Genomic DNA, 20621 nt, shown 5'->3' with positions numbered 1-20621 from the left:
ATGAGCGCCGACCAGGGGGAGTTCCTGATCGTCACCGGAATGTCGGGCGCGGGCCGCTCGACCGTCGCGAACGCGCTCGAGGATCTCGGCTGGTACGTCGTCGACAACCTGCCTCCGCAGATGCTCCGCCCGCTCCTCGATCTCGCCAATCTCGGCGGGGCCGCGCTTCCCAAGGTCGCCGCCGTGGTCGACGTGCGCGGTCGCGATCTGTTCGACGGCTTCCCCGGTGTCGCCCGGGCCCTGCGTGAGCACGGATCCGTGCAGGTCGTGTTCCTCGACGCCTCGGACGATGTCCTCGTGCGCCGCTTCGAGTCGGTCCGGCGCCCGCACCCGCTGCAGGGCGGCGGCACTCTGCTCGACGGCATCCGCACGGAGCGCACCAGGGTGGCACCGCTGCGCGAGGCCGCCGACATCGTCATCGACACGTCGAGCTTCAACGTGCACCAGCTCGCCACCAAGGTCAACGAGGTGTTCGCCGAGGAAGGCGCGGCGCGGCACAAGGTCACCGTCATGAGCTTCGGCTTCAAGTACGGGCTGCCCTCGGACGCCGATCTGGTCGCGGACATGCGGTTCCTGCCGAACCCGTTCTGGATCGACGACCTGCGCGGGTCGACAGGGCTCGATGCCGAGGTGCGGGACTACGTACTGAGCCGGGAGGGCGCCCAGGAGTTCCTGGACGCGTACACCGCCGCGCTCCGTCCGATCCTGGAGGGCTACCAGCGCGAGAACAAGAGCCACTCCACGGTCGCGATCGGCTGCACGGGCGGCAAGCACCGCTCGGTGGCGATGGTGGAGGAGCTCGCGGCGCGCCTGGGTCAGTTCCCCGGCGTCGCCGTGACGGTCCGGCACCGAGACCTCGGGCGCGAGTGAGGCGCCCCCGGCGGGTGCGGAGCGCTTCGGCCGGGTAAGCTGATCCCTTGCGCCGAGATCCGGCGCCGCCCGTGAGAAGGAGACCCGTGGCACTCACCACCGACGTCAAGGCCGAGCTCGTCAGCATCCGGAACGCACCGCCGTCGGTGCGCGTCGCGGAGGTGACAGCGGTGCTGAGGTTCGCCGGGGGGCTGCACCAGATCGCCAACCGCATCGCGGTCGAGGCGGAGGTGGACGCGGAGCTGCTGGCTCGACGGGTGGCGCGCGACCTCGCCGAGCTCTTCGGGGTGCGGCCGGAGATCGCCCCGATCCAGGGCGCCTCCAGCCACGACGGTGCCAAGTACGCCGTGCGCGTGATCGCCGCCGGTGAGACTCTCGCCCGCCAGACGGGCCTGCTCGACCAGCGCCGCCGTCCCGTGCGCGGCCTGCCCAATCGCCTCACCACCGGATCCCGGGAAGAGCTCGCCGGCCTCTGGCGCGGCGCCTTCCTCGCCGCCGGATCCCTCAGCGAGCCGGGGCGCTCCGCCGTCCTCGAGGTCGCGTGCCCCTCATCCGAGGCGGCGATGGCGCTCGTCGGCGCCGCGCATCGCATCGGCATCGCCGCGAAGGCGCGCGAGGTGCGCGGGATGCCGCGGGTGGTCATCCGCGAGCCCGAGGGCATCCGTGCCGTGCTCGCCCTGATGGGAGCCGCCAAGACCGCCGCCGCGTGGGAGGAGATGCGCCAGCGCCGCGAGGTGCGCGCCGGCGTCAACCGTCTCGTCAACTTCGACGACGCGAACCTGCGCCGTTCCGCGCAGGCCGCCGTCGCCGCCTGCGCCCGGGTCGAGCGCGCGCTCGAGATCCTCGGCGATGACGTCCCCGAGCACCTGCGCACGGCCGGCGCACTGCGCCTCGCGCACCGGGATGCGAGCCTCGACGAGCTCGGCCACCACGCCGACCCGCCGCTCACCAAGGACGCCGTCGCGGGCCGCATCCGGCGTCTGCTCGCGATGGCCGACAAGCGGGCGCAGACCGAGGGGATCCCCGGAACCGAATCGGCCGTTCCCGTCGGTCTCGACGTCTGAGACACCTCATCGGGGGCCTGCGTTCCGGTCTGTGGAAACACGCCGGGACGCGGGCCCTCGTCGTGTCACATCCGGAAGGTTCCGGGCTGTCCGCGCGTTGCCGTCAGTAGGATGAGAGACGTCCGCCCCGTGCGCACCACCGCGCTTCGGGGGACCGGCAAGCGCCGCGAGCGCGGCGCGGATTGGATGACATCGACATGGCGATCTACACGCTGCCCGACCTTCCCTACGACTTCGCGGCACTCGAGCCGCACATCAGCGGCAAGATCATGGAGCTGCACCATGACAAGCACCACGCCGCCTACGTCGCCGGAGCGAACGCGGCGCTCGAGTCCCTCGCCGAGGCCCGCGAGAGCGGCAACCTCGCGAACGTGAACAAGCTCGAGAAGGACCTCGCGTTCAACCTCGGCGGTCACGTCAACCACTCGATCTTCTGGACCAACCTGTCGCCGAATGGCGGGGGCGAGCCCGAGGGCGAGCTGAAGGCGGCGATCGACGAGTTCTTCGGCTCTTTCGAGAAGTTCCAGGCGCACTTCACCGCCGCGGCCATGGGCATCCAGGGCTCCGGCTGGTCCGTCCTCAGCTGGGACCCGATCGGCGCCCGCCTCATCATCCAGCAGCTGTTCGACCAGCAGGGCAACACCGCGCAGGGCACGGTGCCGCTGTTCCAGCTGGACATGTGGGAGCACGCGTTCTACCTGGACTACCTGAACGTGAAGGCGGATTACGTCAAGGCGGCCTGGAACATCGCGAACTGGGAGAACGTCGCCCAGCGCTTCGCGGCCGCGCGTGAGAAGACCAACGGACTGCTGGTACTGTCGTAAAAGATGGGCGTCCTGATGGGCGAAAAACCCATCAGGACGCCGTTGTCCGCGCAATCTGCAAGAATCACGCTTTTCCTTGAGTAAGAACCAGGAGACTTTCGTGTCTGTCAAGATCGGTATCAACGGCTTCGGCCGAATCGGACGCAACTACTTCCGCGCAGCCCTCGAGCAGGGTGCCGACCTCGAGATCGTCGCGGTCAACGACCTCACCGACAACAAGACCCTCGCGCACCTGCTGAAGTACGACTCCGTCGGCGGCGTGCTCAAGGCGGACGTGAGCTACGACGACGAGAGCATCACCGTCGACGGCCACCACATCAAGGCGTTCGCGGAGCGCGACCCCGCGAACCTGCCGTGGGGCGAGCTGGGCGTCGACATCGTCATCGAGTCCACCGGGTTCTTCACCAAGGCCGAGCTCGCGAAGAAGCACATCGAGGCCGGCGCCAAGAAGGTGCTGATCTCCGCTCCCGCGACCGGGGACGACGCGACCATCGTCATGGGCGTCAACGAGGAGACGTACAACCCGGAGACCGACCACATCATCTCCAACGCCTCCTGCACGACCAACTGCCTCGCGCCGCTGGCCAAGGTGTTCAACGACGAGTTCGGCATCGTCCGCGGCTTCATGATGACCGCGCACGCCTACACCGCGGACCAGAACCTGCAGGACGGCCCGCACAGCGACCTGCGCCGCGCCCGCGCTGCCGCGATCAACATCGTCCCGGCCTCGACCGGCGCCGCCAAGGCGATCGGCCTCGTGCTGCCGGAGCTGAACGGCAAGCTCAGCGGTTCCTCGTACCGCGTGCCCGTTCCCACCGGCTCCATCGTCGACCTGACCCTCATCACCGAGCGTGAGGACCTGACGGCCGACGAGGTCAACGCCGCATACGCGAAGGCCGCCGCCGAGGGGCGTCTCAACGGCTACCTGCAGTACAACGAGGACCAGATCGTCTCCAGCGACATCCAGGGCAACCCGTTCTCGTCGATCTTCGACTCGACCCTCACGAACGTCTCCGGCAACCTGGTCAAGGTCTCCAGCTGGTACGACAACGAGTGGGGCTACTCGAACCGTCTCGTCGACCTCACCGAGTACGTCGCCGAGCGGCTCTAAGCTCATATCCATGACTCTGCGCACCCTCGAATCCCTGAAGGAATCGGTCGGGTCGCTCGACGGAGCACGCGTCATCGTCCGTTGTGACCTCAATGTCCCCCTGCGGGACGGGGTCATCACGGACGATGGCCGTGTTCGAGCGTCGGTGCCGACCCTCAAGGCCCTCATCGACCAGGGGGCCCGCGTGATCGTGGTCTCCCACCTCGGTCGCCCGGACGGCGCTCCGGACCCGCAGTACAGCCTGGCGCCCGTCGCGGTGCGTCTGGGTGAGCTGCTCGGCCGCCCCGTCGCGTTCGCGGCCGACACCGTCGGAGCTGCGGCGCAGGACGCCGTCGCCGCGCTGCCGGCCGGTGGTGTCGTCGTGCTGGAGAACCTGCGGTTCAACCCGGGGGAGACCTCGAAGGACGACGCCGAGCGCCGCGCCTTCGCTGAGCAGCTGGCCGCCCTCGGCGACGCGCTCGTCTCGGACGGCTTCGGTGTCGTGCACCGCAAGCAGGCCAGTGTCTACGACCTCGCGCAGATCCTGCCGTCCGCGGCCGGCCTGCTCATCGAGGCCGAGCTGACGGTGCTGGACCGCCTCACCGAGAACCCCGAGCGCCCCTACACCGTGGTGCTCGGCGGATCGAAGGTCTCCGACAAGCTCGGCGTGATCTCTCACCTGCTCCCGCGGGTGGATCGCCTCCTCGTCGGCGGCGGGATGCTGTTCACGTTCCTCGCGGCTCAGGGGCACGCCGTCGCCTCCAGCCTGCTGGAGAAGGACCAGCTCGACACCGTCCGCGGCTACATCGCCGAGGCGGCCGAGCGCGGCGTGGAGCTCGTGCTCCCGACCGACGTGGTGGTCGCGGCCTCGTTCTCCGCGGACGCGGCTCATGAGATCGCGGCGGCCGACGAGATCGAGGCGACGTCCTTCGGCGCCTCGGGCATCGGACTCGACATCGGGCCGGACACCGCGGCGCGCTTCGCGGAGGCGATCCGCGGATCCAAGACGGTGTTCTGGAACGGCCCGATGGGCGTGTTCGAGTTCCCGGCATTCGCGGCAGGCACCAAGGCCGTCGCGCAGGCGCTGACGGAGACCGACGGGTTGAGCGTCGTCGGCGGCGGCGATTCCGCCGCGGCCGTACGCCAGCTCGGCTTCGCGGACGACCAGTTCGGTCACATCTCGACGGGCGGGGGCGCGAGCCTCGAGTTCCTCGAGGGCAAGAAGCTTCCCGGACTGGAGGTCCTCGGATGGGTGTGAACAGCAGAACCCCGCTGATCGCGGGCAACTGGAAGATGAACCTCGACCACCTGCAGGCGGTCGCGTTCGTGCAGAAGCTGCACTGGACGCTCAAGGACGCCAAGCACGAGGACGGCACGGTCGAGGTGGCGGTCTTCCCGCCCTTCACCGATCTGCGCAGCGTCCAGACGCTGATCGACGCGGACAAGATCCCGTTCGCGTTCGGCGCCCAGGATCTGTCCGAGCACGACTCCGGGGCGTACACCGGTGAGATCTCGGGCGCGTTCCTCGCCAAGCTCGACGCGAGCTACGTCATCATCGGCCACTCCGAGCGGCGCGAGTACCACGCGGAGAGCGATGAGGTCGTGGCGGCGAAGACCCGGGCGGCGCTCAAGCACGGCCTGGTGCCCGTGATCTGCGTCGGCGAGACCGCGGAGGATCTGGAGAAGTTCGGCGCGAGCGCGGTTCCCGCCGGTCAGCTCGAGGCGGCGCTGCAGGGGCTGGACGCGAAGGCGGACATCGTCGTCGCGTACGAGCCGGTCTGGGCCATCGGCTCGGGCCAGGCCGCGACCCCGCAGCAGGCGCAGGACGTGTGCGCCGTGCTGCGCGGGGTGATCGCGAAGGTCCTCGGCGACGAGGCGGCCGCGCGCACCAGGATCCTGTACGGCGGATCGGTGAAGTCCGCGAACATCGCCGGCTTCATGCGCGAGCCCGATGTCGACGGCGCGCTGGTGGGCGGCGCGAGCCTGGTCGTCGACGAGTTCGCCGCGATCGTGCGCTATCAGAAGCACGTCGGAGTGTGACACGCGTCCCCGCCCCGAGGGGCGGGGACGTCCCGACGTATAATTGACCGTTACCCGGGATCCCGCACGCCCGTGCGGGCCCGAGCGAAAGGCCGATCCGTGGATATTCTCCAGTTCATCCTGCAGGTGCTGCTGGGCATCACCAGCGTCCTGCTGACCCTTCTGATCCTGCTCCACAAGGGGCGCGGCGGAGGCCTCTCCGACATGTTCGGCGGCGGTATGTCCTCTGCCGTCGGGTCCAGCGGTCTCGCCGAGCGGAACCTCAACCGGTTCACCGTCGTGCTGGCGCTGGTCTGGTTCGTCGCGGTCGTGGGTCTCGGCCTCATCACGAAGTTCGAGGCCATCTGATGGCGACCGGCGGCAACGCGATCCGCGGCACGCGGGTCGGATCCGGCCCCATGGGGGAGCAGGACCACGGCTACCACGCCGATCGCATCGCGATCTCGTACTGGGACGGGCTCGGCAACGAGACCGTGCGGTACTTCGCGGCGGGCCTGCCCGAAGAGGAGATCCCGGACATCATCGATCACCCGCACTCCGGTCTGCCGGCCGGGCGCGACAAGGAGAACCCGCCGGAGATCGCGAAGGCGGAGCCCTACAAGACGCACCTCGCGTACGTGAAGGAGCGTCGCACCGACGAAGAGGCCGAACAGCTGCTCGGCGACGCGCTCACTCAGCTGCGCGAACGTCGCGGCCAGGCGTGATCGCCTGACGCCTCCGACGAGAAGAGCTCCTGCATCGCAGGGGCTCTTCTCGTCCGCGAGGTGGGTGATCAGATGAACGGGACGAAGCTCCTCGGGACCGTCACGTGGGGCGGGACGCCGGCGAACAGGGGCGCCACCTGCTCCGGCCGGTATCCGGCGATCCCGCAGCCGACCGGCGTGAGAAGGAACCGCAGTCCGGGGTGGGCGACGGCGTACCCGATGAAGGTCTCGGCCTCGGCGGCGAGGACATCGAGCCCGCTCATCGTGTCGATGGCGTAGGTGCTGCCGTGGTGCCCGTGGCCCTCGCCCCAGATCGCGCCGAACTCGCGGTAGGCGACGAGAGCGGCTCCGCCGCCGTGCCTGCCTTCGGCGTTGGAGCCGAAGACGAACACCTCGTTCGGCGCGAGAGCGGCGACGTGCTCCGGCGTGATGTCCATGGATCCCCTCTCAACGCAGCGAACTCTACGCCGCGGAGCGGGGAGGAAGGGGAGGGGGTGACGGGAATCGAACCCGCGCAATCAGTTTGGAAGACTGAGACTCTACCATTGAGCTACACCCCCGGACCCGGAGCACGAGGCGCCGGGGCGGGCCCGGTGGAACACCGGGACTCCACGAGCATACCTGACAGACGGACGTGCTCCGTTCCGTTAGACTCGTGAAGGCCGTTCCCGCGCGCGCGGGTCCTACCCGGGGCGTAGCTCAGCTTGGTAGAGCGCCCGCTTTGGGAGCGGGAGGTCGCAGGTTCAAATCCTGTCGCCCCGACGTTCATACACGTCGCACTCGCGTGGATCTCCGCGCGGGACATTCACAAGGAGAACACACCAGCATGGCGAACAGCACCGTCGAGAAGCTGGCCCCGACCCGGGTCAAGCTGCACATCACGGTCACCCCCGAGGACCTCAAGCCCAGCATCGCGCACGCCTACGAGCACATCGCGCAGGACGTGCAGATCCCCGGCTTCCGCAAGGGCAAGGTGCCCGCGCCGATCATCGACCAGCGCGTCGGCCGCGGCGCCGTCATCGAGCACGCCGTCAACGAGGGGCTCGACACCTTCTTCCGCGAGGCGTCGCTCGAGCACAACCTCCGCATCGTCGGCCGCCCGTCGGCCGAGGTCGTGGAGTGGCCGAACGAGAAGGACTTCTCCGGCGACCTCAAGGTCGAGGTCGAGGTCGACGTGCGTCCCGAGATCGAGGTCCCGTCGCTCGACGGCATCACGCTGACGGTCGACGCCGTCGAGGCGGATGACGCCGCACTGGACGCCGAGCTCGACCGCCTGCGCGCGCGCTTCGGGACGCTCGTCCCCGTCGACCGTCCCGCCAAGGCCGGCGACTTCGTCGAGCTCGACCTGGTCGCCGCGATCGACGGCGCCGAGATCGACCGCGCCGAGGGCGTCTCCTACGAGGTGGGCTCGGGCGAGCTGCTCGAGGGCATCGACGACGCGATCGACTCGCTCACCGCGGGCGAGGACACCACGTTCCGCTCGAAGCTGGTCGGCGGCGACCACGCCGGCGAGGAGGCCGAGGTCTCCGTGACCGTCAAGGCCGTCAAGGAGCGCGAGCTGCCCGAGGCGGACGACGACTTCGCGCAGATCGCGAGCGAGTTCGACACCATCGGCGAGCTGCGCGACAGCCTGCGCGAGTCCGTCTCGCAGCAGGGCGTGTTCACGCAGGCCTCCGCGGCCCGCGACAAGCTCGTCGAGACGCTGCTCGAGCAGATCGACATCCCCGTCCCGCCGCAGCTCATCGAGGACGAGGTGCACAACCACCTCGAGGGCGAAGGCCGTCTCGAGGACGACGAGCACCGCGCCGAGGTCACCGAGGCCAGCACCAAGCAGTTCAAGACCCAGGTGCTGCTCGACACGATCGCCGAGAACGCGAACGTCCAGGTCTCGCAGGACGAGCTCAGCCAGTACCTGATCCAGTCCGCCGCGCAGTACGGCATGGCTCCGCAGGAGTTCGTCGAGGCGCTGCAGTCGTCGGGCCAGCTCCCCGTTCTCGTCGGCGAGGTCGCCCGCAACAAGGCCCTGGCCGTCGCGCTGGGCAAGGTCACCGTCGTGGACTCCGAGGGCAAGGCCGTCGACCTGACGGGCTTCGTCGCCACGGAGGACGAGGCGGAGGAGGCCGCCGAGGCTCCTGCCAAGAAGGCCCCGGCGAAGAAGGCTCCCGCGAAGAAGGCGCCGGCCAAGAAGGCTGCCGCGAAGGACGAGGAGCCCGCCGAGGCTCCGGCCGAGGAGAAGCCCGCGGCCAAGAAGCCGGCCGCCCGCAAGGCTCCGGCCAAGAAGGCCGCCGACAAGGCCGCCGACGCCGAGTAAGCATCGGATCCACGATCCGGAGGAGGGCGGGTGCATCATGCACCCGCCCTCCTCGCATCCGCACGGGACGAGGTAGGACATGGACGACTGGCAGGAGCGCATCGACGCGGTCTGGGACGCCGCGGCCGGCGGGCTCGTCGACGAAGAGGTGATCGCACGGATCGACGCGATCGCGGCGGAGCGCGGGCCGGACGATGCCGAGGCCGCGTTCGAGCGCGCGGGTGCGCGCGATTCCGCGGGACGGCCCGACGAGGCCGTGCCGCTCTACCGCCGGGCTCTGGAGATCGGCCTGGACGACGATCGGCGCGCTCAGGCGACGATCCAGCTGGCGAGCTCGCTGCGCAATCTCGGCGACGTGGACGGTGCGCTCGAGCTGATCGAGGCCGAGCGTGCGGCGCATCCCGAATCGGTCTACCGTGAGGCGATCGCCGCCCTGCACGCCCTCGCCCTCGCCAGTGCCGGCCAGCCGGAACGCGGGCTGAGCGTGGCCGTCCTCGCCCTCGTGCCGCACATGCCCCGCTACCACCGCTCGATGACCGCCTACGCCCACGAGATCGCGGGCGACGACGCCTGATATGCCGACGGCGAACACGGCCGGGCGCGTGCGTTGTCGCCGGTAGATTCGAAACACCGAACACGGAAACAGGAGCGGAAATGGCTGAACCCCTGGTCGCGACGAGCGTCTTCGACAGGCTGCTCAAGGATCGCATCATCTGGCTGGGATCCGAGGTGCGGGACGAGAACGCCAACGAGATCTGCGCCAAGATCCTCCTTCTCGCCGCCGAGGACCCCGAGAAGGACATCTACCTCTACATCAACTCACCCGGCGGATCCATCACGGCCGGCATGGCGATCTACGACACGATGCAGTTCGTGCCGAACGACATCGTCACCGTCGGCATCGGGATGGCGGCCTCGATGGGCCAGCTGCTGCTGACCAGCGGCACCAAGGGCAAGCGCTACATCACGCCGAACGCGCGCGTGCTGCTGCACCAGCCGCACGGCGGCTTCGGCGGCACCTCGAGCGACATCCAGACCCAGGCGCAGCTCATCCTCGACATGAAGCGGCGTCTCGCCGAGATCACCGCATCGCAGACCGGCAAGTCGGTCGAGCAGATCAACGAGGACGGCGACCGGGACCGCTGGTTCTCGGCGCAGGAGGCGCTCGAATACGGCTTCGTCGACCACATGCGCGAGCACGCCAGTGACGTGCACGGCGGCGGCGGCACGGGCGCGGACAAGTAAGGCTGGAGAGGACACCCATGTACACACCCACGTTCCGCTCCGCCGGCACCCTGCCCTCGAGCCGCTACGTCCTTCCTCAGTTCGAGGAGCGCACCGCCTACGGCTTCAAGCGCCAGGACCCGTACAACAAGCTGTTCGAGGATCGTGTGATCTTCCTCGGCGTGCAGGTCGACGACGCATCCGCCGACGACGTGATGGCGCAGCTGCTGGTCCTGGAGAGCCAGGACTCCGAGCGCGACATCACGATGTACATCAACTCGCCCGGTGGATCCTTCACCGCGATGACGGCGATCTACGACACGATGCAGTACGTCGCGCCGCAGATCCAGACGGTCGTCCTCGGCCAGGCGGCCTCTGCGGCGTCCGTGCTGCTCGCGGCCGGCGCCCCCGGCAAGCGGCTGGCGCTGCCCAACGCCCGCGTGCTGATGCACCAGCCGGCGATGGGCGAGGCCGGTCACGGCCAGGCCTCCGACATCGAGATCCAGGCGGCGGAGATCCTCCGCATGCGCACCTGGCTCGAGGAGACCATGGCCAGGCACACCGGCAAGCCTGTCGAGCAGGTGCACCGCGACATCGACCGGGACAAGATCCTCTCGGCCGAGGAGTCGCGGGAGTACGGCATCGTCGACCAGGTGCTGACGAGCCGCAAGCGCCAGTCGCTGAGCTGACGCGCTGACGCACTCGTCGAGGGCGGTCCGGATCCGATTCCGGGCCGCCCTCGCGCGTACCCGCTCCCGTTGCGCGGGTGAGCGAACTCCAATGCGCATATGAGCAGATCCGTGCGCGTGCGCGTGGTGAAGGGTACTCTCGGAGCATGCCTCGCTCCGCCATCGACGACGACGAACTGCTCGCCGTCCGCGTCGCGGAGCTCTATTACGACGAGGACAAGACGCAGGACGAGATCGGCGGGCTGCTCGGCATCTCGCGGTGGAAGGTCGGGCGCCTCCTCCAGCAGGCCAGGACCGACGGGATCGTGCGGATCGAGATCGTGCATCCGCGCGCGCGGAAGCTCGGCATCGAGCGCGAGCTGCGCGAGCGCTTCGGCCTCGCCGACGCCGTCGTGGTGCCGAACGGACCGAGCGACACCGAGACCCTCGGACGGGTCGCGCAGGGCGCCGCCGACCATCTCGCCGCTCTCCGCCCCGTGCCGAAGACGCTCGCCGTCAGCTGGGGACGCACGCTCACCGCGATCGCCGACCGCATGGCGGAGGGGTGGGCGCGCGGCGTGACCGTCGTGCAGATGAACGGCGGCGTGAGCGTGAACCGGCGCCCCGGTGGCGCCGCGTCCCTCGCCGCCACGATCGCGCAGCGCGCGTCCGGCCATGTGGCGCTGCTGCCGAGCCCTGCGATCCTGGAGCGGCTGGAGACCAAGCAGGCGATCGAGCGCGACCGCACCGTGGCGGGCGTGCTCGAGCAGGCCGCTCTGGCCGATGCCTACCTGTTCACGGCGGGCGTGTGCGACGCCGGATCCGCGCATGTCGAGAACGGCTACCTGACTGCGCGCGACATCGACGAGCTCGCCCGTCGGGGCGCGGTCGGCGACGTGCTCGGCCGCTACATCGACGCGGACGGCAACATCGTCGACCCCGAGCTCGACGCCCGAACGGTCGGGCTCAGCCTCGAACGGCTGCGCGAAGCGCGCACCGCCGTCTTCGTCACGGCGGGAGAGGCGAAGCACGACATCGCCCGCACCGTCGTGACGGCGAACCTGTGCACGATGGTGGTCACCGACGAGGAGACCGCCCTGACTCTGCTGGAGCTGGAAAAGTGACCGGAACTGCGACCACGACCGAACTCGCGCGGCGCACCGCGCTCGAGGTGCTCGGGGGCGAACCCGACGACCTCACGCTGCGCCGCTTCCTGCACGGACTGCCCGGTGTGGACGCGGTGGGCCTCGAGCAGCGCTCCGCCGCGCTCGGCACGCGATCCATCAAGACGACGTCGAAGGCCTGGGCGCTGGACACGATCATCCGCCTGATCGACCTCACCACGCTCGAGGGCGCGGACACGCCCGGCAAGGTGCGTTCGCTGGTCTCCAAGGCCAAGCTCCCCGACGCGTCGGATCCCTCGTGCCCGTCGGTCGCGGCCGTGTGCGTGTACGGCGACATGGTGCCCTACGCCGTCGAGGCTCTCGGCGCCCGGCACGGCGACCCCGACGAGGGCGGCATCTCGGTCGCCGCGGTCGCCACGGCGTTCCCGAGCGGTCGGGCGGCGCTGGCGATCAAGCTCGCCGACACCCGGGATGCGGTCGACGCCGGCGCCGACGAGATCGACATGGTCATCGACCGGGGCGCCTTCCTCGCCGGCCGCTACGGACAGGTCTTCGACCAGATCGTCGCGGTCAAGGACGCGTGCCGCCGAGCCGACGGATCCTCCGCCTCGCTGAAGATCATCCTGGAGACCGGCGAGCTGAACACCTACGACAACATCAAGCGCGCGTCCTGGCTGGGCATGCTCGCCGGTGGCGACTTCATCAAGACCTCCACCGGCAAGGTCGCCCCGGCGGCCACGCTGCCGGTCACGCTGCTCATGCTCGAAGCCGTGCGCGACTGGCACCGGCTCACCGGCGAGAAGATCGGCGTGAAGCCCGCGGGCGGGATCCGCTCCTCGAAGGATGCGGTGAAGTACCTCGTGCACGTCGCCGAGACCGTGGGGGAGGACTGGCTGCAGCCGCACCTGTTCCGCTTCGGCGCCTCCAGCCTGCTCAACGACGTGCTGCTGCAGCGGCAGAAGCTGACCACCGGCCACTACTCCGGCCCCGACTACGTCACGATCGACTGACGAAGGACTGTTCATGGGATTCCTGGAATACGCACCCGCGCCCGAGTCGCGGAGCATCCTCAACCTGAAGGACGAGTACGGGCTGTTCATCGACGGCGAGTTCGTCGAGGGACACGGCGCCCCGTTCGCCACCATCTCGCCGGCGGACGAGTCGCGCATCGCCACGATCGCGCACGCCTCGGACGAGGACGTCGATCGCGCCGTCGCCGCCGCGCGCCGCGCCTACACCAAGGTGTGGTCGAAGATGAGCGGCCGGGATCGCGGCAAGTACCTGTTCCGCATCGCCCGCCTCGTGCAGGAGCGCGCCCGCGAGCTCGCCGTGGCCGAGAGTCTCGACAACGGCAAGCCGATCAAGGAGTCCCGCGACGTCGATGTGCCGCTCGTGGCCTCGTGGTTCTTCTACTACGCGGGCTGGGCGGACAAGCTCGACTACGCGGGTGCGGGCCCCGACCCGAAGGCGCACGGCGTGGCGGGCCAGGTCATCCCCTGGAACTTCCCGCTGCTGATGCTGGCGTGGAAGGTCGCCCCGGCGCTGGCGGCGGGCAACACCGTGGTGCTGAAGCCCGCGGAGACCACGCCGCTCACCGCGCTGATCTTCGCCGAGATCCTGCAGCAGGCCGACCTGCCGGCGGGTGTCGTGAACATCGTCACGGGCGCCGGTGCGACCGGGGCCGCGGTCGTGCGGCATCCCGACGTCGACAAGGTCGCCTTCACCGGATCCACGGGCGTGGGGCGAGAGATCGCGCGCTCGATCGCCGGATCGGGCAAGGCGCTGACGCTCGAGCTCGGCGGCAAGGCGGCGAACATCGTCTTCGACGACGCTCCGATCGATCAGGCCATCGAGGGGATCGTCAACGGCATCTTCTTCAACCAGGGACACGTGTGTTGCGCCGGCAGCCGCCTGCTCGTGCAGGAGTCCATCCACGACGAGGTGATCGACCGGCTGAAGTCGCGCCTGTCGACGCTGCGCCTCGGCGATCCGCTCGACAAGAACACCGACATCGGTGCGATCAACTCCGCGGAGCAGCTGGCACGCATCCGCGAGCTCAGCCAGGTCGGCGAGGACGAGGGCGCGGAGCGCTGGACCGCCGACTGCGTCATCCCGGAGAAGGGGTTCTGGTTCGCGCCGACGATCTTCACCGGTGTCGAGGCCTCGCATCGGATCGCCCGCGAGGAGGTGTTCGGCCCGGTCCTGTCGGTGCTGACCTTCCGTACCCCCGCCGAGGCGATCGCGAAGGCCAACAACACCCCGTACGGTCTCTCCGCCGGAATCTGGAGCGACAAGGGCTCCCGGATCCTCGCCGTCGCCGACCGCCTTCGCGCAGGCGTCGTCTGGGCCAACACTTTCAACCGTTTCGACCCCTCCAGCCCCTTCGGCGGCTACAAGGAGTCCGGCTACGGGCGTGAGGGAGGCAAGCAGGGCCTCGCGGCGTACCTGCGTCCGGCCGGCACGGCTCCCCGGCGATCCCTGAACGAGGGGAGCGACGCGAAGAGCGAAGCCAAGGCGCCGAAGAAGGGAGCCGCGGCATGAGCGCGCGTCTGACCGTCCCCAAGACCTACAAGCTCGCGATCGGCGGCGCGTTCCCGCGCAGCGAGTCGGGACGCACCTACGAGGTGACCACCCCGAAGGGGGTCTTCCTCGCGAACGCGGCGCAGGCGTCGCGCAAGGACGCCCGCGATGCGGTCAAGGCCGCGCGCACCGCGCAGTCCGGCTGGGCGAAGGCGACCGCGTACAACCGCGGTCAGGTGCTGTACCGCGTCGCCGAGGTGCTCGAGGGACGCCGCGCCCAGTTCGTCGACGAGATCATGGCGCAGCAGGGCGTGTCCGCGGCCGCCGCCGGCGCGCAGGTCGACGAGGCGATCGACCTGTGGGTCTGGTACGCCGGCTGGTGCGACAAGTACGCACAGGTCGCGGGCAACCTGAACCCGGTGGCCGGTGCCTACTTCAACATCTCCGCTCCCGAGCCGACCGGTGTGGTCGCGATCATCGCCCCGCAGGAGGACGCGCTGCGGGGCCTCGTCTCGGTCGTCGCGCCGGCGCTCGTCGCGGGCAACGCGGTGGTCGTCGTGGGCAGCGAGCGGTTCCCGCTCTCGGCGATCAGTCTCGCCGAGGTGCTCGCCACGAGCGACGTCCCCGGCGGCGTGGTGAACGTGCTCACCGGATCCCCGGCGGAGCTCGCGCCCTGGCTGGCCTCGCACGCCGACGTGAACGCCCTGGACCTGGCCGGCGCCGGCGGGATCGACTGGGTCGACCTGCAGATCGCCGCCGCCGACACGCTCAAGCGCGTGCTTCCTCCGGGCGAGGTCGTCGCCTCCCCGCAGCGGATCGCCGCGTTCACCGAGGTGAAGACGGTCTGGCACCCGAAGAGCATGGTCTGAGCGCTCGGGCTCTGAGCCTGTCGAACGGCCGAGGGGCCCGTCCCGCGCTGCGCGGGGCGGGCCCCTCGTCATGAAAGGCCGGATCCGGGCGTGTTCGCCGTGCGCGGAGCGACGTGCGGCGGGGGATCCGTGGCGATGCGGCTGGATGTCGGATGCAGCGGTTAGGCTCGAACAGCGGCATCGCCGCACGGTGATCCCACGCCGTGATCGCCCTCGTGTCCGCACGAGGCGACCGCGGACCACGTCTCGAAGGAGGACGCACATGGCACGCATCGGTGAGAGCGCCGACCTGTTCAAGTGCTCGTTCTGCGGCAAGAGTCAGAAGCAGGTGCAGCAGCTCATCGCCGGGCCCGGCGTGTACATCTGCGACGAGTGCGTGGAGCTCTGCAACGAGATCATCGAAGAGCGCATGGCGGAGTCCGCGAACGGCGAGGTCGCCGAGTTCGATCTGCCCAAGCCCCGAGAGATCTTCTCCTTCCTCGAGGAGTACGTCGTCGGTCAGGAGCCGGCGAAGAAGGCCCTCGCCGTCGCGGTCTACAACCACTACAAGCGGGTGCGCGCCCGCGGCACCCTGCAGCCGGCCGAGCAGAAGGCCGAAGACATCGAGATCGCCAAGAGCAACATCCTGATGATCGGCCCGACCGGGTGCGGCAAGACCTATCTGGCGCAGACGCTCGCGAAGCGGCTGAACGTCCCGTTCGCCGTCGCCGATGCGACCGCGCTCACCGAGGCGGGCTACGTCGGCGAAGACGTCGAGAACATCCTGCTCAAGCTGATCCAGGCCGCCGATTACGACGTCAAGCGCGCCGAGCAGGGGATCATCTACATCGACGAGATCGACAAGATCGCGCGCAAGGCGGAGAACCCGTCGATCACCCGCGACGTGTCCGGCGAGGGCGTGCAGCAGGCGCTGCTGAAGATCCTCGAGGGCACGGTCGCGTCGGTGCCCCCTCAGGGCGGTCGCAAGCACCCGCACCAGGAGTTCCTGCAGATCGACACCACGAACGTGCTGTTCATCGTCGCAGGCGCGTTCGCAGGCCTCGAGGACATCGTCTCCTCCCGCGTCGGCAAGCACGGCGTCGGATTCGGCGCCCCGCTGCACGACAAGGGCAAGGATCTGGATCTGTTCAGCGAGGTGCTGCCGGAGGATCTGCACAAGTTCGGTCTGATCCCCGAGTTCATCGGCCGGCTGCCGGTGGTCGCCTCGGTCTCGCCGCTCGATCAGGCCGCCCTCATCGACATCCTCACCGGGCCGCGCAACGCCCTGGTCAAGCAGTACCAGCGCATGTTCCAGCTCGACGGCGTGGAGCTGGAGTTCGACGACGATGCGCTCAAGTCGATCGCCGACCTCGCCGTGCTGCGCAAGACCGGCGCACGCGGACTCCGCGCCATCCTGGAGGACGTGCTCGGGCCGATCATGTTCGAGATCCCCTCGGCGGAAGACGTTCAGAAGGTCGTCGTCACCCGCGCCGCCGTGGAGGAGGGCGCCGCGCCCACGCTGGTGCTCGCGCGCAAGCGCAAGAGCGCGTAATCCCTCGCTTCTCGCACGCGGACCCTTCCCGCAGCGGGCCGAGCCGACGGGCTCAGACGTCGGGGGAAGCGGGAGCCTCGATGCCCAGCACGAGGTCGGTGCGCAGGTCCGTCTCCGCCGTCGTACGGGGATCCGACACGTAGATCTCGATCCAGTCGCCGGAGCGCTCGAGTCCGCGTGACGCGGCCTCGCCGTAAAGGCCCGCCCACGCGGCGCCGAGGCCTTCGAATCCGCCGATGTGGGTGGTGGCCAGGGCGGATCCGCCGGGGAGCGCCGATGCCGAGATCTCGATGCCGTCCACCGTCAGCGGGGCGGACGGTGCAGCCTCCACGGGGAAGCCGATCTCCAGGTCGAACTCGGCCATCGCGTCTCCGTGGTAGACGGCGAGCGCCGGACCCGCCGGACCCGCCGGAACCAGCGCCCCCTCGGCGAAGGCCCGGGCCAGCGCGGTGTAGGCGGGATCGAACACGCGGGCGAGGTCGCTCAGCCGCAGCCCGACGTGCCGCACCACCGCGATCGGGGTGGGCTCGACGGTGATCTGCTCGATGCCGTCGAACGGCTCGGCGGGAAACACGGACATGGATCTCCTTCGTGCGGGTGCAGAGGCGAACGGCGTGCTCCGCCCAGCTTCGCGGTGCGTGCGGCCCGCGCGCAAGGGCGAGGGCGGTTCGATCCGACCGATCAGCCGTCCAGCCCGCGCCGCGTGAGCAGCGGCGCGATGTCGGCGTCCCTGCCGCGGAAGTCCCGATACGCCTCGAGCGGATCCTTCGATCCGCCGACGCCGAGCAGTCGCCGCCGGAAACGCTCACCGTTGGCGCGCGTGAGCCCGCCGTTCTCGCGGAACCACTCGACCGTGTCGGCGTCGAGCACCTCGCTCCAGATGTAGGAGTAGTAGCCCGCGCTGTAGCCACCGGAGAAGACATGCGCGAAGTAGGGGGAGGAGTAGCGCGTGGGCACGGCCGGGTCGGCCAGGCCGATATCGGCGAGCGCAGTGGCCTCGAACGCGGCGACGTCGTCGATCGTCCCGCCCGCGGGCACGCGATGCAGCGCCTGGTCCAGCCACGCGGCTGCGAGGTACTCGCTCGTCTCGAAGCCCTGGTTGAACGTCTCGGTCGCCTGCAGGCGCGCGATCAGCTCGCTCGGGAGAGGCTCGCCGGTCTCGTGGTGGCGGGCGTAGCCGGGGAGCACGTCGGGCCAGAGCATCCACATCTCGTTCACCTGACTGGGGAACTCCACGAAGTCGCGGAAGACCTCGGTTCCGGAGAAGTGGGGATAGGTCACGTCCGAGAACAGGCCGTGCAGCGCGTGTCCGAACTCGTGGAACAGCGTGTTCACCTCGTCGAAGGTGAGCAGGGTGGGCTCGCCGTCCGCCGGCTGCGCGACGTTGAGGTTGTTCGCGACGACGGGCAGCGTGCCGCGCAGCGCCGACTGGCTGACGATCTCGTTCATCCAGGCTCCGCCGCGCTTGCTGTCGCGCGTGTAGAGGTCGAGCACGTACAGACCCAGCGGGGACCCGTCCTCCTCGAAGACCTCGAACGTGCGGGCGCCGGGGTGGTAGACAGGAAGGTCGGGGCGCTCCGAGAAGGAGAGACCGTACAGGCGCCCGGCGGCGGCGAACACGCCCTCCTGCAGCACACGCTCGGCGTCGAACCAGGCGCGCAGCACCGCCGTGTCGATGTCGTAGCGTGCGGCGCGCAGCTTCTCCGTGTAGAACGCCCAGTCGTGCGCCTCGAGGGGGAACGGCGCGCTCTCGGTCTCGTCGATGAGCTGCTGCAAGGCGACGCGCTCGGCGACGGCATTGCGTGTGGCGGGGACCGCGAGGTCGTGGAGCATCCGCTCCACGGCTTCGGGGGTGCCGGCGGTCTCGTCGGCGGTCACCGCGGCGGCATGGTTCGGGTAGCCGAGGAGCGCAGCGCGCTCGGCGCGGAGCGACACGATCTCGGCCAGGATCGCACGGTTGTCGTAGGCGCCGCCACGGGATCCGCGCGATCGCGACGCCTCCATGAGCCGACGTCGGCTCTCGCGGTTCGTCAGCACGGCGAGCGCGGGATGCCCGGTGAAGAGGGGGAGCGCGAGCAGGTGCTTGCCGTCGAGGCCGCGATCGGCGGCGGCGCGCGCCGCCGCCGAGAGCTCGCCCGAGCTCAGTCCGTCGAGCTCCGCCGGGTCGTCGAAGATCACGGCCAGCTCGTTGGTGTCGGCGAGCAGGTTCTTCTCGAAGGTGGCGCTGAGGGAGGAGATCAGCTGATTCACCTCGGTGAGGCGGCGCTTCGCGTCCTCGTCGAGCGCGGCGCCCGCGAGGGTCATCTCGCGATGACGGCGCTCGACGAGGCGACGCTGCTCGGGTTCCAGGGGCAGCGCGTCGAGCTGCTCGTGCAGCTGCGTGACGCGCCAGTACAGGGCGGCGTCCAGGAGGACGGCGTCCTGATGGGCCGCCATCAGGGGCGCGAGCTCCTCGTCGATCGCCTGGATCTCCGCGGTCGCGTCGGCAGAGCTCACGGTGTAGAAGGCATGCGCCACCCGGTCGAGCAGTTCGCCGCTGCGCTCCAGCGCCTCCAGGGTGTTCTCGAACGTCGGCATCGAGCGCACCATCGTGATCCGGCGGATCTCGGCCAGCTGCTCGTCGAAGCCCTGCCGGAACGCGGGCAGGTAGTGCTCCGCACGGATGCGGCCGAAGTCGGGCAGGGCATACGGGAGCGTCGATGGGCTGAGGAGGGGATTCGTCTCGACCGTCATGCTCCGAGCCTAGGAGACGGCGGCGGCGTGACGGCGATACGGATCCCGCCGATGGCGCCGCGACGGCGTCTCATCGGGCGAGCTGTGCCATCACCCGGCTGAGCGCGTCGGCGACGAGGCGCACGGATCGTCGCCGGAGGTTCTCCGGACGAGCCAGGACGTCGATCATCCTGTTCGTGCTGACGTACTGCAGCGGTCGCCGCACGACGGCGCCCGTACCGGGAGCGGTGTAGCGCGGGAGCACGCCGATCGCATCGCCCGTCGCGATCACCGACGCGGCCACTCCGTAGTCGTTGATGCGGTGCACGATCTCGGCGGGACGATTGGTGACGGCGGAGATCGTGCGCAGGACGTCATCGGGGGAGTAGCCGGCGCGGCTCGTGACCCAGCGCTCTCCCACGACGTCGGCCGGCCGCAGGGACGCCCGCTGCGCGAGCGGGTGCTCCGGTGCGAGAGCGACGTCGAGGGGCTCGGTGGCGAGGGTGAGCACCCGGATCCCGGTCTTGGGCCAGGGGGCACTGTGCTCCATGCGGTGTGCGAGCACGAGATCATAACGGGCGGTCAGGGCGGGGAAGTCGCTCTGCGCGACGTCCTCATCCGTGAACCGGATGGCGGGGACGCCGGGACCGGATCCCACCTCCCGGATGAGCGGACCGAACAGCGCCTGAGCGGCGCTGAGGAAGCCGCTGATCGTGACGATGCCGTTCTCTGCCGCCTCGAACTCGTCGACGGCCGACCGCGCGGCCGCCATCGCGTCGAGCGCGGCCGCGCCGGCCTCGGCGAGGGCCTCGCCCGCGGGAGTGAGCACGAGCGTGCGGCCCTGCTTGCGGGTCAGCGGCGCACGCACCCCGCGCTGCAGGGCGGCGAGCTGCTGCGAGACGGCGGACGGCGTCACCCGCAGGGCGTCGGCCACGGCGGTCACGCTGCCGAGCGCACCGAGCTCACGCAGGATCTGAAGCTGCTGGAGTTGCATATGTCCAGTCAAGCATGTAGCGATGCTTAAGGATTACTCCAGACAGTGGGGATTGATCTACATCGTCGTTCGCGGT

21 protein-coding genes and 2 tRNA genes are annotated in these 20621 nt (G+C 69.7%); 18 read left to right on the top strand and 5 right to left on the bottom strand.

The features are described 5' to 3' along the window. The 8 genes from rapZ to WFJ01_RS06225 all read left to right on the top strand — a co-directional run bounded on the left by rapZ (window position 1) and on the right by WFJ01_RS06225 (window position 6592). Complete coding sequence (gene rapZ, locus WFJ01_RS06260) at window positions 1-870, top strand: RNase adapter RapZ (RefSeq protein WP_336628548.1); 870 nt, start codon at window positions 1-3, stop codon at window positions 868-870. 86 nt (window positions 871-956) lie between these two features. Continuing rightward, a complete protein-coding gene (whiA, locus tag WFJ01_RS06255) occupies window positions 957-1934 on the top strand; it encodes a DNA-binding protein WhiA (RefSeq protein ID WP_251441818.1) in 978 nt (325 codons plus the stop codon). Window positions 1935-2131: 197 nt separating this feature from the next. Next, window positions 2132-2758, top strand: a complete 627-nt coding sequence (locus WFJ01_RS06250; RefSeq protein WP_251441816.1) for a superoxide dismutase — start codon at window positions 2132-2134, stop codon at window positions 2756-2758. 100 nt (window positions 2759-2858) lie between these two features. Beyond that, window positions 2859-3869, top strand: coding sequence for a type I glyceraldehyde-3-phosphate dehydrogenase (gap, locus tag WFJ01_RS06245; RefSeq protein WP_045252312.1), 1011 nt, complete (start codon window positions 2859-2861; stop codon window positions 3867-3869). A 10-nt stretch (window positions 3870-3879) separates the two neighbouring features. Further along, window positions 3880-5106 carry a phosphoglycerate kinase gene (locus WFJ01_RS06240; protein WP_336628547.1) on the top strand — a complete coding sequence of 409 codons (1227 nt, stop codon included), beginning with the start codon at window positions 3880-3882 and terminating at the stop codon, window positions 5104-5106. Further along, on the top strand, window positions 5097-5888 hold the full coding sequence (gene tpiA / locus WFJ01_RS06235) for a triose-phosphate isomerase (protein ID WP_251441810.1): 792 nt from the start codon (window positions 5097-5099) through the stop codon (window positions 5886-5888). The genes WFJ01_RS06240 and tpiA overlap by 10 nt, the downstream gene beginning before the upstream one ends. A 99-nt stretch (window positions 5889-5987) precedes the next feature. After that, window positions 5988-6236: a preprotein translocase subunit SecG gene (secG, locus tag WFJ01_RS06230; protein ID WP_251441808.1), complete on the top strand. Its 249-nt coding sequence runs from the start codon at window positions 5988-5990 to the stop codon at window positions 6234-6236. Further along, window positions 6236-6592 carry an RNA polymerase-binding protein RbpA gene (locus tag WFJ01_RS06225; protein ID WP_251441805.1) on the top strand — a complete coding sequence of 119 codons (357 nt, stop codon included), beginning with the start codon at window positions 6236-6238 and terminating at the stop codon, window positions 6590-6592. Before secG ends, WFJ01_RS06225 begins: the two co-directional genes overlap by 1 nt. A gap of 68 nt (window positions 6593-6660) precedes the next feature. Here WFJ01_RS06225 and WFJ01_RS06220 read toward each other — a convergent pair whose 3' ends face one another. Both WFJ01_RS06220 and WFJ01_RS06215 read right to left on the bottom strand, forming a co-directional pair. Further along, window positions 6661-7029 carry an A1S_2505 family phage non-structural protein gene (locus tag WFJ01_RS06220; RefSeq protein WP_251441801.1) on the bottom strand — a complete coding sequence of 123 codons (369 nt, stop codon included), beginning with the start codon at window positions 7027-7029 and terminating at the stop codon, window positions 6661-6663. 52 nt (window positions 7030-7081) lie between these two features. After that, window positions 7082-7152, bottom strand: a tRNA-Gly gene (locus WFJ01_RS06215). 128 nt (window positions 7153-7280) lie between these two features. Between WFJ01_RS06215 and WFJ01_RS06210 the strand changes: the two genes are divergently transcribed. The 10 genes from WFJ01_RS06210 to clpX all read left to right on the top strand — a co-directional run bounded on the left by WFJ01_RS06210 (window position 7281) and on the right by clpX (window position 16839). Next, window positions 7281-7354: transfer RNA gene (locus WFJ01_RS06210), tRNA-Pro, on the top strand. Window positions 7355-7418: 64 nt separating this feature from the next. Next, on the top strand, window positions 7419-8903 hold the full coding sequence (gene tig, locus WFJ01_RS06205; RefSeq protein WP_251441798.1) for a trigger factor: 1485 nt from the start codon (window positions 7419-7421) through the stop codon (window positions 8901-8903). Between the two features lie 79 nt (window positions 8904-8982). Then, window positions 8983-9477 (top strand): tetratricopeptide repeat protein, encoded by a 495-nt coding sequence (locus WFJ01_RS06200; protein ID WP_251441793.1) that lies wholly within the window; start codon window positions 8983-8985, stop codon window positions 9475-9477. A gap of 80 nt (window positions 9478-9557) precedes the next feature. Beyond that, entirely contained in the window at window positions 9558-10148 is a 591-nt protein-coding gene (locus tag WFJ01_RS06195) for an ATP-dependent Clp protease proteolytic subunit (RefSeq protein WP_251441790.1), read from the top strand. Between the two features lie 17 nt (window positions 10149-10165). Beyond that, entirely contained in the window at window positions 10166-10816 is a 651-nt protein-coding gene (locus tag WFJ01_RS06190; protein WP_251441788.1) for an ATP-dependent Clp protease proteolytic subunit, read from the top strand. Window positions 10817-10962: 146 nt separating this feature from the next. Continuing rightward, a complete protein-coding gene (locus tag WFJ01_RS06185; RefSeq protein WP_251441785.1) occupies window positions 10963-11919 on the top strand; it encodes a sugar-binding transcriptional regulator in 957 nt (318 codons plus the stop codon). Between the two features lie 47 nt (window positions 11920-11966). Further along, window positions 11967-12929: a deoxyribose-phosphate aldolase gene (gene deoC / locus WFJ01_RS06180; RefSeq protein WP_336628614.1), complete on the top strand. Its 963-nt coding sequence runs from the start codon at window positions 11967-11969 to the stop codon at window positions 12927-12929. Window positions 12930-12942: 13 nt separating this feature from the next. Next, the gene (locus WFJ01_RS06175) at window positions 12943-14460 is read left to right on the top strand and encodes an aldehyde dehydrogenase family protein (protein WP_336628546.1); all 1518 of its coding nucleotides are present in this window, start codon (window positions 12943-12945) and stop codon (window positions 14458-14460) included. Further along, window positions 14457-15308, top strand: coding sequence for an aldehyde dehydrogenase family protein (locus WFJ01_RS06170; protein WP_336628545.1), 852 nt, complete (start codon window positions 14457-14459; stop codon window positions 15306-15308). Before WFJ01_RS06175 ends, WFJ01_RS06170 begins: the two co-directional genes overlap by 4 nt. A gap of 262 nt (window positions 15309-15570) precedes the next feature. Continuing rightward, the gene (gene clpX, locus WFJ01_RS06165) at window positions 15571-16839 is read left to right on the top strand and encodes an ATP-dependent Clp protease ATP-binding subunit ClpX (protein ID WP_251441767.1); all 1269 of its coding nucleotides are present in this window, start codon (window positions 15571-15573) and stop codon (window positions 16837-16839) included. Between the two features lie 52 nt (window positions 16840-16891). Here clpX and WFJ01_RS06160 read toward each other — a convergent pair whose 3' ends face one another. The 3 genes from WFJ01_RS06160 to WFJ01_RS06150 all read right to left on the bottom strand — a co-directional run bounded on the left by WFJ01_RS06160 (window position 16892) and on the right by WFJ01_RS06150 (window position 20545). Then, a complete protein-coding gene (locus WFJ01_RS06160) occupies window positions 16892-17419 on the bottom strand; it encodes a GyrI-like domain-containing protein (RefSeq protein ID WP_336628544.1) in 528 nt (175 codons plus the stop codon). 101 nt (window positions 17420-17520) lie between these two features. Continuing rightward, window positions 17521-19572 carry a M3 family metallopeptidase gene (locus tag WFJ01_RS06155; RefSeq protein ID WP_336628543.1) on the bottom strand — a complete coding sequence of 684 codons (2052 nt, stop codon included), beginning with the start codon at window positions 19570-19572 and terminating at the stop codon, window positions 17521-17523. A 70-nt stretch (window positions 19573-19642) separates the two neighbouring features. Then, the gene (locus WFJ01_RS06150) at window positions 19643-20545 is read right to left on the bottom strand and encodes a LysR family transcriptional regulator (protein ID WP_251441756.1); all 903 of its coding nucleotides are present in this window, start codon (window positions 20543-20545) and stop codon (window positions 19643-19645) included. Window positions 20546-20621: the final 76 nt, after the last annotated feature.

Source organism: Microbacterium sp. MMO-35, assembly GCF_037147555.1.
Lineage (GTDB): Bacteria > Actinomycetota > Actinomycetes > Actinomycetales > Microbacteriaceae > Microbacterium.
The sequence above is the reverse complement of the archived record's forward strand: the minus strand, read 5'-3'. Positions and strand labels throughout refer to the sequence as shown.

Excerpts from the sequence above, each read along its gene's own strand:
- rapZ (WP_336628548.1), top strand. The coding sequence starts at position 1 with ATGAGCGCCGACCAGGGGGAGTTCCTGATCGTCACCGGAATGTCGGGC.
- WFJ01_RS06250 (WP_251441816.1), top strand. The coding sequence starts at position 2,132 with ATGGCGATCTACACGCTGCCCGACCTTCCCTACGACTTCGCGGCACTC.
- WFJ01_RS06240 (WP_336628547.1), top strand. The coding sequence starts at position 3,880 with ATGACTCTGCGCACCCTCGAATCCCTGAAGGAATCGGTCGGGTCGCTC.
- tpiA (WP_251441810.1), top strand. The coding sequence starts at position 5,097 with ATGGGTGTGAACAGCAGAACCCCGCTGATCGCGGGCAACTGGAAGATG.
- WFJ01_RS06225 (WP_251441805.1), top strand. The coding sequence starts at position 6,236 with ATGGCGACCGGCGGCAACGCGATCCGCGGCACGCGGGTCGGATCCGGC.
- WFJ01_RS06220 (WP_251441801.1), bottom strand. The coding sequence starts at position 7,029 with ATGGACATCACGCCGGAGCACGTCGCCGCTCTCGCGCCGAACGAGGTG.
- tig (WP_251441798.1), top strand. The coding sequence starts at position 7,419 with ATGGCGAACAGCACCGTCGAGAAGCTGGCCCCGACCCGGGTCAAGCTG.
- WFJ01_RS06200 (WP_251441793.1), top strand. The coding sequence starts at position 8,983 with ATGGACGACTGGCAGGAGCGCATCGACGCGGTCTGGGACGCCGCGGCC.
- WFJ01_RS06195 (WP_251441790.1), top strand. The coding sequence starts at position 9,558 with ATGGCTGAACCCCTGGTCGCGACGAGCGTCTTCGACAGGCTGCTCAAG.
- WFJ01_RS06190 (WP_251441788.1), top strand. The coding sequence starts at position 10,166 with ATGTACACACCCACGTTCCGCTCCGCCGGCACCCTGCCCTCGAGCCGC.
- WFJ01_RS06185 (WP_251441785.1), top strand. The coding sequence starts at position 10,963 with ATGCCTCGCTCCGCCATCGACGACGACGAACTGCTCGCCGTCCGCGTC.
- WFJ01_RS06175 (WP_336628546.1), top strand. The coding sequence starts at position 12,943 with ATGGGATTCCTGGAATACGCACCCGCGCCCGAGTCGCGGAGCATCCTC.
- WFJ01_RS06170 (WP_336628545.1), top strand. The coding sequence starts at position 14,457 with ATGAGCGCGCGTCTGACCGTCCCCAAGACCTACAAGCTCGCGATCGGC.
- clpX (WP_251441767.1), top strand. The coding sequence starts at position 15,571 with ATGGCACGCATCGGTGAGAGCGCCGACCTGTTCAAGTGCTCGTTCTGC.
- WFJ01_RS06160 (WP_336628544.1), bottom strand. The coding sequence starts at position 17,419 with ATGTCCGTGTTTCCCGCCGAGCCGTTCGACGGCATCGAGCAGATCACC.
- WFJ01_RS06155 (WP_336628543.1), bottom strand. The coding sequence starts at position 19,572 with ATGACGGTCGAGACGAATCCCCTCCTCAGCCCATCGACGCTCCCGTAT.
- WFJ01_RS06150 (WP_251441756.1), bottom strand. The coding sequence starts at position 20,545 with ATGCAACTCCAGCAGCTTCAGATCCTGCGTGAGCTCGGTGCGCTCGGC.